This is a genomic window from Brevibacillus sp. NRRL NRS-603 (genome assembly GCF_003013445.1).
GTDB lineage: Bacteria > Bacillota > Bacilli > Brevibacillales > Brevibacillaceae > Brevibacillus > Brevibacillus formosus.
On record NZ_PXZN01000006.1, the window covers coordinates 106,870 to 121,154 of the forward strand.

General features: G+C 47.1%; 9 protein-coding genes. 8 read left to right on the top strand and 1 reads right to left on the bottom strand.

Going from position 1 to position 14,285, the window contains the following annotated elements; translation table 11 throughout:
• The first annotated feature begins 31 nt into the window (after positions 1–31).
• From C7R94_RS02530 to C7R94_RS02555, 6 genes are all read left to right on the top strand, one after another.
• Positions 32–3,163: an efflux RND transporter permease subunit gene (locus C7R94_RS02530; RefSeq protein WP_106778342.1), complete on the top strand. Its 3,132-nt coding sequence runs from the start codon at positions 32–34 to the stop codon at positions 3,161–3,163.
• Positions 3,164–3,183: 20 nt separating this feature from the next.
• Entirely contained in the window at positions 3,184–4,413 is a 1,230-nt protein-coding gene (locus C7R94_RS02535; protein WP_106778343.1) for an efflux RND transporter periplasmic adaptor subunit, read from the top strand.
• 187 nt (positions 4,414–4,600) lie between these two features.
• On the top strand, positions 4,601–6,052 hold the full coding sequence (locus C7R94_RS02540) for a polysaccharide deacetylase family protein (RefSeq protein WP_106778344.1): 1,452 nt from the start codon (positions 4,601–4,603) through the stop codon (positions 6,050–6,052).
• A 160-nt stretch (positions 6,053–6,212) separates the two neighbouring features.
• Positions 6,213–7,220, top strand: a complete 1,008-nt coding sequence (locus tag C7R94_RS02545) for an ABC transporter substrate-binding protein (protein ID WP_106778345.1) — start codon at positions 6,213–6,215, stop codon at positions 7,218–7,220.
• 174 nt (positions 7,221–7,394) lie between these two features.
• Positions 7,395–8,162, top strand: a complete 768-nt coding sequence (locus C7R94_RS02550) for an ABC transporter ATP-binding protein (RefSeq protein ID WP_106778346.1) — start codon at positions 7,395–7,397, stop codon at positions 8,160–8,162.
• A gap of 13 nt (positions 8,163–8,175) precedes the next feature.
• The gene (locus C7R94_RS02555; protein WP_106778347.1) at positions 8,176–10,053 is read left to right on the top strand and encodes an FtsX-like permease family protein; all 1,878 of its coding nucleotides are present in this window, start codon (positions 8,176–8,178) and stop codon (positions 10,051–10,053) included.
• A gap of 265 nt (positions 10,054–10,318) precedes the next feature.
• Here C7R94_RS02555 and C7R94_RS02560 read toward each other — a convergent pair whose 3' ends face one another.
• Positions 10,319–10,789 carry a DinB family protein gene (locus C7R94_RS02560; RefSeq protein ID WP_106778348.1) on the bottom strand — a complete coding sequence of 157 codons (471 nt, stop codon included), beginning with the start codon at positions 10,787–10,789 and terminating at the stop codon, positions 10,319–10,321.
• Between the two features lie 395 nt (positions 10,790–11,184).
• Here C7R94_RS02560 and C7R94_RS02570 point away from each other — a divergent pair, with 395 nt between their 5' ends.
• Positions 11,185–12,204 (top strand): ABC transporter substrate-binding protein, encoded by a 1,020-nt coding sequence (locus tag C7R94_RS02570; protein WP_106778350.1) that lies wholly within the window; start codon positions 11,185–11,187, stop codon positions 12,202–12,204.
• A 20-nt stretch (positions 12,205–12,224) separates the two neighbouring features.
• Positions 12,225–14,285 (top strand): Fe(3+)-hydroxamate ABC transporter permease FhuB, encoded by a 2,061-nt coding sequence (gene fhuB / locus C7R94_RS02575; RefSeq protein ID WP_106778384.1) that lies wholly within the window; start codon positions 12,225–12,227, stop codon positions 14,283–14,285.

The window sequence follows — 14,285 nt, forward strand, 5'->3', positions numbered from 1 at the left end:
AACTTTCTATCCGCAAAGAGGTGAGAAAATTTTGAATATATCCGAACTGTCTATTAAACGTCCGGTCACCATGATTATGATATCCGTGGCCATCTTCATTTTTGGTTTGGTTACCTTTCCGCGCTTGGCTATTGAATTGATGCCTTCGTTGACTTCTCCGGTCGCCGTAGTTGTTACCTCTGTTGAGGGGGCGGCTCCAGCTGAGGTAGAAAAGCTCGTTACCAAACCGATCGAAAATGCACTAGGCACGGTTCCGAATTTAGACAAGATCACATCAACCTCTGTTAACGGCTCCTCCTCGGTCATCCTCCATTTCAAGTGGGGAACAGACATGGATCAAGCCACGCTGAATATGCGAGATAAAGTAGATTTTGTCCGAGGGAGCTTGCCTGAATCAGTTGGTTCACCAAGGGTGTTGAAATTTGATCCGACAAGCCAGCCAATAATTGATCTGGCTGTAACTGGCGATCAAGATGTCAACAAACTGAAAAAAATCGCGGATGATGTAATTAAGGCCCGCTTGGAACGAATTAACGGTGTTGCTTCTGTCACTGTCACTGGCGGGCAAGAGCGAATTGTCGATATCATCGTGGACCCAGCCAAACTGGCCGCCTATGGATTGACATTGGATCAAATAAAGGCAGCACTAGAAAACAGCAATGTATCCGGATCAGCTGGTGCGATACGGGAAGGGGACGCAAAGACCAGTATTCGCGTGCAAGGAGAATTCACCAATGTGGATACCATAGCACTCACTCCAATCTCTGTCGGTGGGAGCTTCATCCGATTGAGTGATATTGCCAACGTAACAGACACGGTCAAAGAAGTGACCGAGCTGAGCTACATTGATGGAAAGCCGAGCTTGGGAATTGCTGTGATGAAAGGCACCGGCGGCAATACAATCAAAATCGCAAAAGACGTAAGGGCTGAGCTGGAGAAGATTAATAGCACGCTCCCAGCAAATGTAGAAACAAGTATCGTTTTCGATACCTCTACATATATCCAGAGTTCCGTTGACAACACGGTAGTACATGCTCTTGCAGGTGGTGCTATTGGCGTACTCATGCTGTTCTTCTTCTTGGGCAGTCTGTCGTCTATGCTTATTGCGGTTATTGTCCTGCCTGTATCGATCATATCGACCTTCCTCTTGATGTATATGACAGGTCAAACAATCAACCTGATTTCCCTGGCTGGTCTCACGCTCGGATTGGGATCATTAGTGGACTTCGCGGTTGTTATGCTGGAAAACATTTTCCGTCAGCGGGAACAAGGCAAGGGGATGATGGAAGCCGCATTGGTCGGTTCCAAAGAAGTAGGAACCGCGGTGATGGCATCCGCATTGGCACAAATTTGCGTATTCTTACCGATTGCGCTGACAGAGGGTATTGTTGCTGAGCTTTTCGCACCATTAGCATTGACGGTCGTTTTCTCACACATCGCTGCACTCGTTTTCACTTTCTTGCTGGTTCCGATGATGAGTGCTCGCATGTTAAAAACTGTACCGGAGCATACAAATCACGAAAACTATCGCGGCTTCAATCCCCTAATCTGGTTTAATATCGGATTCCATAAAGTGGAGAAGGGTTATCAAAGAGTACTCAAATGGGCATTGGGTCATCGAAAAACGGTGATTGGCTCTGCTTTTGCCATGTTGATTGGCTCATTGATGCTAGTTCCCACCCTCGGAGCAGGGTTTTTCCCAGATATGGACCAAGGATTAATCCAGGTAGAGATCAAGCTGCCGAAGGGTACTGTCTTGACGGAAACAGAAAAAGTAATGAAGCAAGTAGAAGAAGTGGTCAATCAAGTGCCAGAAAAGAAATTGGTCAAGTCCTCGGTCGGGGGTGGCGACGGTATTTCAGAGAGCGGTGCATCTACTTCTCATAACGCAACAATCGAACTGCATGTAGGGGAGATTTCTACGAGACAGCGATCGACAGAGGAAATTGCTGTGAGCCTGCAAGAGCAAGTCAAGCATATAGCAGGAGCAGATATCAAGGTGAAATCCCTTTCCGGTGGTATGGGGGGCGGAGCAGCCATCTCGATTGAAATTCGCGGAGATGATCTGGACGTCTTAACGGAACTGAGTGAGATTGTGAAGGGAGAAATAGCCAAGGTACCGGGAACAATGAACGTATCCACCAGTGTTCAGGAAATGAGTCAGGAGTTCGATGTGAAGGTCCATACAGAGAAGGCGAGCTTGTACGGATTGACAACAAATGAAATCCTTTCTGCTGTGCGAACTTCTTTCCAAGGTCAAACGGTTACCCAGTATCGTACGGGCGAAGATGAAATTGATATCAATCTTAAGCTGCCAAAAGACTATAAGGAAGATATTAATTACTTGAAGAACCTGCGCATTTCCACGCCAACGGGTGCTCAAATCAGCCTCACCTCCGTGGCGACCATTAGCAAAGTCGACGTACCACCATCGATTGAGCGCAAAAACATGACGCGCGAAGTGACGGTCACAAGCGATTTGATTGGGGATAACCTGCAAGCGGCCGCGGCGGAGGTTACGAATATCATCAATAAGCTGAATGTTCCGGACGGATACACCATCGAAATGGGCGGGCAGAGCGAGGATATGGGAAATTCCTTTGTGAATCTGGGTCTCGCGATTATCTTGTCCGTCGTGCTTGTGTACATGGTTATGGCTGCTCAGTTTGAATCACTTTTCAGTCCATTTATTATCATGTTCTCGGTTCCTCCGAGCCTTACTGGGGTCATATTGGGGCTTTTATTTACAGGAACACCTATTACCGTATCTGTTTTGATCGGGTACATTTTGCTGATCGGTCTGGTCGTGAACAATGCGATTGTGTTAATCGATTTGATCAATCAGTTGCGTGCAAAGGGTTGGGAATTACATGAAGCGATTTTACATGCGGGGCCTGCTCGTCTGCGCCCGATTTTGATGACAACCCTCACGACGATCATGGCCATTGCTCCACTCTCCGTTGCTGCTGGGTCTGGTTTAGAACTGCAAGCGCCAATGGCTACGACCGTCATGTATGGTCTGATCTTCTCCACCATGATCACGCTGATACTCGTACCTGTGGTTACCGTATGGTTTGACGAGATGGGACAAAAGAGACGCAACAAGCGTAAGCAAAAGCAGGAAAAGAAAGTCCTTATCACTTTGGAATCGACAAATGCATGAGAAAAGAGGAGGAACCATTCATGATCATAAATAAAAGAATCGCGATTGTGGCGCTGCTTTCCCTCACCTTGATCACTGGTTGCGCAAGCCAGGAGGATACAGCGACGACTGCTGCCCCACCAGCAGAAACGGTTACCCCTGTACAGGTTGCAACAGTGGCACAAGGTGTGGTCACATCCGAGTCTGGACTGACAGCAAAATTGGCACCGAGTGAGGAAGTCCAAATGTCGCCAAAAACTAGCGGGAAAATTGCATCTCTCCCAGTCAAGCTGGGTCAGGCCGTAACAAAAGGACAATTATTGTTTACACTCGATACGAATGAGTTGTCTAACAGTGTAAGAGAGCAAGAAGCAGCTCTCCGTGTAGCAAAAGCGAACTTGACCCAAGCAGGCAGCACCTCTAACCAAAGTTTGGTGGAAGCCCAAAATGATCTGACGGAAGCAGAACGAGCGCTTGCTGACGCAAAACTGAACCAACAACGTAATCAGCAGCTGTTTTCTCAGGGGGCGATTGCTGCTGAGAAAATGGAAGAGGCAAATACAACGCTCACAAAAGCCCAGATTTCCTATGACAATGCAAAGCAGAAGCTGCAAAGCGCGAAACAAAAAACGGGTGTGCAAGTATCGGCGGCGAGCGTAACGGAGTCCGAGGTCAGACTGCAAAATGCTCGTGAGCAATTGGCAAATGCAAGGGTTGTCTCCCCAATCGACGGATTTGTCGCGAGCGTGACCGGAGCAGTAGGGCAGATGGCAGGCCAGCAATCCATTGTGACCGTCGTCAAAACGAATCCACTTGTGGTCAAAGCGAATTTGTCTGAAGCAGATGTGACAAAAGTAAAAGTAGGAACGGTCGTCAAAGTAAACGTGCAGTCTACAGGCAAAACGATTGATGCAAATGTAACGGCGATTAGTCCTGTCATGGATTCACAGCTCAAAGCCTATCCGGTAGAAATCACAATCCCGAATGCTTCTAATGAATTGAAGTCCGATATGGTCGTAAATGTTACCTTCCCGCAAGGTTCAGCAGGAGCGAATTCACTGGTCATTCCTCGCAAGGCCGTATTTGATCGTGAAGGCAGACAATACGTGTTCAAGCTGGAAGGGGAAACAGCCAAGCAAGTGGAAGTATCGACGGGCAACTCGACAAGCGAGTTGATTGAAGTGGTGTCTGGCCTAGCGAATGGAGATATCGTCGTTGTAAAAGGACAGACGCTGCTTGCGGATGGCGGCAAGGTGAGTATTCAGAAGTAATCAGATAGGGAAGAAAAAGAGGCGGAGCAGCTCCGCCTCTTTTTGTTATTAAATGGTAGGAATATCTGCTCTACCAAAATTGCTAAACAGAGTATAATTTTAGCTATGGCAGTTGAGAGTTAAAAATCAATGCCTCGAACTTTGCATAATCCCGACATCAAAGCAATGATAGGATAAGGAGCCATAAATGATTATATTGACCAAACTGTTCAAAGGAATCGCACTGCTCATGACAGTCGTGCTCGTTTCCGGATGCTCGATGTTTGCGAGCAAAGAAGAATTCACTGAGAGCCCAAAGATAGAGAAGAAACAGAAAATCACCCGATACACAGGTGAAAAAAGCAAGGCGCTATCTTATGTATACACGGGGCGAAAGGAACTAGCTCTGACGTTTAACGGCATGGGCGACGATAAAATGATGAAAAGTCTTTTGGAGCAGCTAGATGCTCATAAGATCAAAGCAACCTTTTTTCTCCCTGGCATGCGTGTTGCTGAGGAGCCAAACATCGCCAAGGACATTTTGGCCCGCGGTCATGAAATCCAGAACAACACATTGAATCAACTGGATATGAGCAAGCTCAGCTACGAGCAAATTTATCGGGAGATTCAGTTGAGTAATGAGGTCATCAAGCGCGAGACGGGTATTTCACCTCGCTATGTGAGAACCAAATCTGGCGATGTGACAGATGACGTTCGTTTGGCAGCTGCCCATCTCGGGATGGAAGCGGTCGTCAGCTACAACATCAACCCGAAGGATCGTGATTTGCAAAAAGACGCCAAAACCATTGGAGATTACATCACTCGCTACATATCCAGAGGCAGCATTATCTCACTCAATACAGACATCAATCATGAGGTGATCCCAGCTATTCCGTTGATCGCCAAGGCAGCAGCGGATATCGGCTATCAATTTGTCCCGCTCAGTGAGATGGTGAAAAACGGCGGTGAACGCAAGCCGCTGGAACAAATACCAGGCTTTGACGCAGCAAAACTGAATCCGCAATTCGAAAATGCCGAGTACGAGATCATCTCTCAGGTCGATACAAATAAAAAGCAGATCGCGCTAACCTTTGACGACTGGGGAAGCGACAAAACCGTAACGAAAATATTAGAGATTCTGGCAGAGTATGATGTAAAAGCGACGTTCTTCTTGCGGGGAAAAGGGGTGGAGAACAATCCGAATTTGGCGAGAGCGATGGTGGAGAGTGGTCATGATGTAGCAAACCATTCTTATAGCCATCCGGTCATTACGACGCTGACAATGGAAGAATTGCAGAAGGACGTGGTCAAAGCACACCAGGTCATTACCGAAGCGATCCAACAGCAGCCTGTCATGCTGTTCCGTCCGCCGACTGGTGTAGTAGACGAGCACACAGCCAAAGTAATTGCAGCTACGGGATACAAAGTCATTGCGTTGTATGATGTCACCACATTGGATTGGGACAAGAAAAACAGTGCCCAGGATATTGTAAATGGCGTCATGAGCAAGACGAAAAATGGCAGTGTCATTTTGCTGCATATGCTCGATGACATCCACACGATTGAGGCACTCCCGATTGTACTGGAAAGACTGAAAAGCCAAGGCTACACCTTTGTAAAGCTGGACGACATGATCAAACAAAACAGCTCCGGCAACTAATCCCTTTCTCAGAAAGGGATTTTTTTTTGCTTTTTTTCGCAAAGCTCGGGCGATTGACAGTAAAAATACTCTTTGTTATAGTTTTGTCGATAATGATAATCAATATCGATTAATGTCTTACTTACATCTATCTTACAAACGTACATAAGGGAGGCTCATCATGCTAACGAACAAAACAGTAAATGCTGTCCTTGCTGTTATTTTTGTATTCTCGCTTTTTTTGACGGCATGCGGTGGAACAAATACAGCAACGCAAGCACCCACAACGGATTCTGCTTCCAAGCCAGCTGACAAGTCAACAGAAGCCCCTACCGGGAACAAAATGCGCAGCATCGAAACACCCAAAGGGACCATTCAAATTCCTGACAAGCCACAACGAATTGTGACGGATTATTACGCAGGCGAGTTGATTGCAGTAGGCGGAAATGTAATCGGGGCAGAGACAGAAGCTTTCAAAAGCCCGTTTACCGTTGAGCAATTAAAAAATGCGCAGGACGTAGGAAGCCCGCGGATCAATGTGGAGAAAACGTTAGAGCTGGCTCCTGACCTCATCGTCGTCATGTATGATGACAACTATGAAGCCTTGTCCAAAATCGCTCCAACCGTATATCTCCCGTACGGTACGGCGACAAACATTTACGAGACGGTCAAACTGTTCGGAGAAGTGGTTGGCGATAAAGAAAAGGCAGACAAGTTCATTGCAGACTTTGATAAGAAGGCTGCCTGGGGTCGCGAAAAGCTGAAAGGCATTGTGGATGAGAATGCGACTGTCGGTCTCTACGAGCTGACGAACAAAGGAGATTTGTGGATCTTCGGCGATAACGCAGGGCGCGGTGGTCAAACCGTGTACAATGCATTGAAGCTGAAAATGCCGCATGCAGACAAATCCAAAGAGCAAACCGTACAGCTGTCCATGGAAACCTTGCCAGAATACGCTGCGGATTATATGTTCGTGACCTTCTACAACCCGGAAAAAAATAGCGAAGCCTTGAAAACCTTACAGGAGTCCGCAGTCTGGAATGCTACACCTGCTGCGAAAAACAATCAGATTTTCTATAATGACTACGATACATTCTATCGCTATGACCCAATCGCGATCACAGCACAAATTGATATGTTCGTAGACATGCTGATCAAAAGACACGAAGAGAACAAGAGCAAAAAATAGATCACAAGAAAAGTCATCCCTCGCCGGATGGCTTTTTTCGTCTCACGTAATAAACCTTACAAAATGTAAAGAAAACTGTAAGGAACATCAATAGCTCCTGTTCTGGAATTTGGTTACAGTTAATAGCGACGAAAACAACGAGCGCTAACCAATAGATAGAATGGAGGAACGTAAATGAGTACTGCTGTACTGGAAGTGAAAGACGTTCAAAAAATATATGGGACAAAAGGTGAAAGCCAGTCGCATGCCTTAAAAGGCGTATCGCTGACCATAGACAAAGGTGAGTTCGTGGGAATCATGGGGCCATCCGGTTCGGGGAAGACGACTTTGCTCAACGTGATTTCTACATTAGATCGTCCAACGGAAGGCTTTATTGAAATTGCGGGAACAAACATTACACAGATGAAGAATAACCAGCTCGCAGATTTTCGCTCGCAAAAGCTCGGATTCATTTTTCAAGATTTCAACCTGCTAGAGAATTTGTCCGTGTATGAAAACATTGCTTTGCCGCTGTCTCTGCAAGGTGTCCCTTCCAAAGAGATCAGCACCAAAGTAAGTAGGGTAGCACAAACACTCGGGATCGAAGAGATTTTGCAAAAATATCCGGTTCAAATTTCCGGGGGACAAAAACAACGGGCCGCAGCAGCACGCGCACTTGTGCATGATCCTGCGATTTTGCTGGCGGACGAACCGACGGGCGCCCTCGACTCGAAGAATGCGAAAAGCTTGCTGGAAACGATGACAGATTTGAACGAGAACCACCAAGTATCAATCATGATGGTTACGCATGATGCTTTTTCTGCGAGTTATTGCAAACGTATCTTGTTCATTCAAGACGGCAAGCTGTATACCGAGATTCATCGCACGGGGGATCGTCAGCAATTTTTCAAACAAATTCTGGATGTACTGGCCGAGCTAGGTGCATCACATGATGTACGCTAGGAGGTAACGTTTCATGCTTTTAAAGCTATCCTTGTCCAGTATGCGGAAGATGATGAAGGACTATCTAGTTCTGCTCGTGGGTCTGGTCATCTCGATTTCGATTTTTTACATGTTCCAGACGCTTGCTCTCAATTCTGATTACACGAAAAGCAACGCAATGATTTCTTCGATTCAGATCGTCTTCAATGTAGGGGCATTCCTGCTGGCGTTTATCACGATCTTCTATATTTTCTATGCCAACTCATTCCTACTCTCGCTGCGGCGCAAAGAGCTTGGAATGTACATGGTCTTAGGGGCGAAGAAGGGGAAAATCAGCCAGATTTTGTTCTTGGAAACATTGACGATGGGGATCATCTCCCTTGTAATTGGGAGTCTGGTTGGTATTGCTCTTGCAAGCGGCATCGGTGTCTTGCTCATGAATCTGCTGGAGATTTCGACAGATGGGTACTATCCTTTTTATCTGCCAGCGGTTTGGATGACATGGGGATTCTTCCTCATCCTGTTTATCATCACATCTACGATCAATGCGACTCGTTTGGCTCGTGCTACTGAGCTCGCTCTCATCCGTGCCGAGCAGCAAAATGACCAAATCAAGTCAAAAGGAATCGGAGCCGTTTTGGTAGCCATCCTTGGCGTGATTCTGTTGGCTCTGGGCTATACGTGCTTGCACTTGATTATGTACCTGCAAGCACTCGGCTTTATCGTAGGCGCGATTTCATGCACAATCGGGACGTACTTGATTTTCATCTCGCTGTTGCCAGTTCTTGTACAGGCTTTGAAGAAAAATAAAAAGCTGAATGATAGCAAGTTGAACGCATTCACCTTTGCTCAGCTGCGCTTTCGAGTGAACAACCTGACCAAAATCCTTGGTACAGTAGCCATGCTAATTGGGCTTGGTGTCGGAGCGATGGCAGGGGGCTTGGCTTTCCAGCAAAACGTCAATTTGTTTACCTCGGTATTCCATGTGTATGACGTGAATCTGCATGATCCGGTTGAAGCGGATTATGAGGCACTGAAAAAAATGAACGTCCTGGAGCAAAATACGTATCGATACAAAGTCGATGACAAGGCGTATTACTACTTGAAGGAAGACTTGCTGGCAAATCCGCTGCTGATTTCCACAAACAGCACTCAAAATTACTCTGCTGACAACAAGCCAAAACTTGTGGCAGATCCGCTTCCAAAAGAGACGTATATCATTAGTGCGTCAAAAGAAGACAACGGTAAATACGATGCTGTTCCTGAGGATTGGGACAAAGCGATATCTACCAATTTTATCAATTACCAGATGATTGAGGGTAAATCTGTTCTGGTTGTGGATCAGGCGACGTATGAGAAAACCGCTGGAAGTGAACACAAGGTTCTCCTTGCCCAGGTTGACGACTATTTGAAATACACGCAGGAATTAAAAGCAATGGATGAACGGCAAAAGCAAATGATTGGGTCTATCGTAAATGTGGAAGCGAAAGACGTATACACTTCTTCGAAATACAGCACGTATGCGGGGATGTATATTTTCACAAGCGGAACGATGTTCATGGGCTTCTTCCTCGGAATTGCTTTCCTGGCGATGATGGCAAGCTGCCTGATGTTCAAAATTTTGTCCGGTGCTTCCCGTGACAAAGATCGTTACAGTATGCTGAGAAAAATCGGCGTACGTCAATCGTTGCTCGTAGGTTCGATCTATAAAGAGCTGTTCATGGTATTCATTTTCCCGGCGATTATCGGTCTGATGCACGTATTGATCGGTATGGAGATGTTCTCGTTTATCCTGTTGGATCCGTATCTGAACATCTGGATTCCAACACTGATTTTCGTTGTGATCTATGCGATATACTATTACATCACGGTTCAGCTTTATCGTGGAATTGTGTTGCCGAAAGAAGCGTAAGGAATCAATCCTCCTCATTTGAGGGGGATTTTTTTGTCTTTTATAACGGAGCTGTTGTGGGGAAGAAGCGTATTTCCAGTCTACGCTTCGGCCTACGTCCAGAAAAGGGGGGATTGACTGCCCGCTTCGGAAAAATGGCGTGAGCGCTTCAAACCAGAAAACGCGAATGCCACTTATTCCCGAGCTGGGTTAGGCTCCAAAGGCGCTTGGACTGTAAATGCGCTTCTACTGTTCTTTGAGAATAAAGTCTTAGACTGCTGCAGTGTTATACCCTATCCTCCCGATATGCCTGCCTTACCCGCTCAATCTGTGCGAGGTGGTCACGGACATGCCGGACGCGAAATTCCAGCAGCTCTTTGAACGTGAACCGCGCTCCATCGGGATATTGTCCGACGCGCTCAAGCTGCTCGGGAGTCAGATTTGCCAGAAGCGGCAGCATGCTGGCCCGCAGCATTTGGAACAGGAGCAGATGCTGCTCGCAGTCCAACCGTTCATATCCTAGGTTATCCACCCAGGCTTCCTGATCAAATGATAGTAGAAGCGGTTCTTCCTCCGCCAAGACTTTTCTCAGCCGATGTGTCGACAGGACTTCGCTATCGGTCACATGGATCACAATCTGATGGATGCTCCATTTGTCCGGTGCAGGTTGGAAACGCAGCATTTCCTCAGACAATCCTTCGACGGCTTCTCGCAGCAGCGCATAGTCTTGGCTGTACTCCTCGATCAACTTTTCCATCCGATCCTCTCCTTCATCATTATTTTTGTGGGAATAATAATTACTATTCTTCGGTATAGAACAAGTACCTTCTGGGTTTTAGCCTACAATAAGTCACCCTAAAGTGATTTCTTCGGAAAGTCCCAAAATGTTTGTTCCACTATTGGGACTTTAGAGATTAAGCAAAACTGCCCGTTAGCGAAAAATGATCCTGCGAGTCAAAAATTTTAGTTTCTCTGAACATCTTCTGCGCAGCCAGGTTCAGCTGGTAATCAAAAAATAATAAACACATCCCGCTGTTGACAAGGATAATGATAATCATTATCATAATCAGTGGTTGATTGGAAATCATGTCCATTATGCAACATCCTTTATCATTTGATGTAACACCTAGAAAAGTAAGGGGGAATTTTTTCATGCGTCTTATGAAATTACCAGTGATGCTTGTATTTTTGTCTGCGATGCTGTTACTCGCTGCTTGCGGAAATGCAGGGTCAACTGCACAATCTGGTTCCAACCAAGCTGCTACAGCTCAGCCTGACGCAGCGAAGCCGGCTGAAGAGCAAGTGCGTACAGTGAAGCACTTGATGGGAGAGTCGACTATCAAAGGCACTCCTAAGCGTATCGTTGCATTGGAATGGAGCTCAGCAGAGCATTTGTTGGCTCTTGGTATTCAGCCTGTAGGGATTGCAGATATCCCTAATATGAAAAAATGGGTGAAGCTCCCTGTGGAGATTGCTCCAGAAGTAGTGGATGTAGGGAGTCGTACTTCCCCAAACCTGGAATCGATCATGATGTTGAAGCCGGATTTGATTATCGGTATTAAACGAAATGTAGAAGCGAATTACGACGAAATGAGCAAAATTGCCCCAACGATTGCTTTTGATACGAATCCGGCTGAAGGTCAGGGATCGCAGTATGATCGAATGATTGAGATCTTCAAGCAAATTGCAGATATTACGGGTAAAAATGCCGAAGCCGAAGTCGCTTTGAAAGACCTCGACAAGACTTATGCGGAAGCAAAAGAAAAGCTGACCAAAGCTGGTGCAGATAAAGTTCCATTCGTCCTCGCGATGGGTTACAGCAGTCAAAATGCAGTAGAATTCCGTTTGTCTACGGATAACTCTACAGCAGCAAGCATCTTGATTAACATTGGTCTGACAAATAAGTATAAGCCTAAGAAATTTGAGCAAACAGGAATGACACTGGCAGATGTAGAGGCACTTCCAGCGTTGCAGGATGCGAATTTCCTCCATATCATTCAAAATGATGACAATGTGATTGAGAATCAATTGAAGAACAACCCTGTTTGGAACGGTCTTACTTTTGTGAAGGAAAATCGCGTCTATGCTCTGGGCGGAGATTTGTGGCCGTATGGTGGTACCATGTCTGCAAAGATTCTCGCGAATAAAGCTGTTGATCTGTTGGCAAAATAATGAGTTTAGCCAAAAATAAAATGTTTACACGATCTGACATCACTCCAGCCATCTCCTCACAAAGAGGGGGCTGGAGATTGTTCTTGATGTTAGGGAGTGGACTGGTCGCTCTGTTGGTTCTTACATTTGTCAGTTTGACACAGGGAATGGCAGACATTTCTCTGCGTTCTGTTGTGCAGGCCATCATTGCTCCGCAAGACATTTCCGATCACCATATGATTCAAGGTGTGAGGCTTCCGAGGACGGTCATGGGGCTTTTGTCTGGTGCAGCATTGGCTATTGCCGGAGCTTTGATGCAGACAGTGACACGAAACCCGCTCGCGTCAGAAACGACACTGGGCGTAAATGCAGGTGCCTATTTCTTCGTGGTGTTCGGGATGGTTTTTTGGCCATCATTCCTGCATGACCATCCGCTTCCATTTGCGATGGCAGGCGGAATACTCGCAGCTGTTACCGTATACTTCATGTCTGGCGGGCAAAAAGGTACGCCTGTGCGTGTGGCTTTGTCCGGGATGATTGTCACCTTGGTGTATTCCTCCTTGACGAGTGCCATCATCTTGTTTAACGAAGAAACGACAAATGGCATTTTCCTCTGGGGCTCGGGCTCCTTGAAGCAAAATGACTGGTCGGGTGTAGAATTCAGTTGGCTTTGGATTGTAGCTGGGATTTTGGTCAGCTTTTTCATGGCTAGGCAGCTTGATGTACTTAGCCTTCATGAAGAAACGGCGAAATCCTTGGGGCAAAAGGTAGCAAAAACACGGCTGTTCACCATGTTTATTGCGATTTTGGTTACGTGCGTCAGTGTCAGTGTGGTCGGGCCAATCGGTTTCATCGGACTCGTGGCTCCGCATCTGGTGCGATTGTCAGGTATCACCCAGCATAGATGGCTGTTGCCGCTATGTGCCATCTGGGGGGCTGCCCTGCTTGTGGCTTCTGACACGATTGCACGCATGTTTATCAATCATTATGGTGAACTTCCGGCAGGAGCCATCACGGCTGCTATTGGGGGACCATGGTTGATCTGGCTGGCTTTGCGTGTCTCGCGCAGTATGAGTGCTGGTACTGGAAGCTCGATGAGTGTCGGTGGAGCACAACGCAAAGTTTCGTATCCGTTGATTGTGTGCACGCTTGCTGTGCTGCTCGTGGTCGTTTGGATGATCAGCTTGTCTAGCGGAAACTTGTACCTGCCGTGGACGGAGATCATCGCTATTTTCATGGGACAAGGAAACGAGATGTACAGTCAATTGGTGTTTGAGCTTCGGATGCCGCGACTGTTGACAGCGATGTTGGCAGGTGTGGCACTCGCGATCAGCGGAAGTCTCATGCAGAGTGCAGTACGAAATCCGCTGGCTGATCCGCAGATTGTCGGTGTCACGAGCGGTGCAGGTGTAGGGGCGATTATCGTGCTCCTCGTGTTTCCTCAACTCTCGGCTTGGATGCCGCTTGGGGCCGTTGCAGGGGGAATCATCTCTGCTGCGATTGTGTATGCGGTCTCTTGGAGAAGGGGACTCAATCCAATCATCTTGACGCTAGTAGGAATTGCGGTTTCTGCCGCAGGTGCCGCCTTTATCAATATCTTGATCGTACATTCCATGATCTTGGCAGCGCCTGCACTCACTTGGCTGGCAGGAAGTACATACGGGCGGGGATGGATGGAAGTAGGCCGCCTGTTGCCTGCGATCCTCGTCTTGGCACCAATCGCGTGGTGGTTAGGACGTCGGGTGGACCTCTTGTCATTTAACGACGAGAGCTCGACTGGATTGGGATTAAAGGTCCGGATGACGAGGTTGTCTGTGGCAGTCATTGCGGTGTTGCTCGCTTCAGCGGCAGTTGCCAGTGTCGGAGCCGTAGGATTTATCGGTCTTCTCGCTCCGCATGCAGCACGTATGCTGGTTGGACCTCATCATCGCCGTGCAGTTGTCGTCTCAGCCATGCTTGGAGCCGTATTGCTGGCTGCTTCTGATTTGCTGGGAAGGACCGTCATGATCCCGAAAGATATTCCGGCAGGAGTAGTGGTGGCGTTGCTAGGGGCTCCCTATCTGTTCTTGCTGATGTTCCGTTCAAATCGTTCCTCACAATAG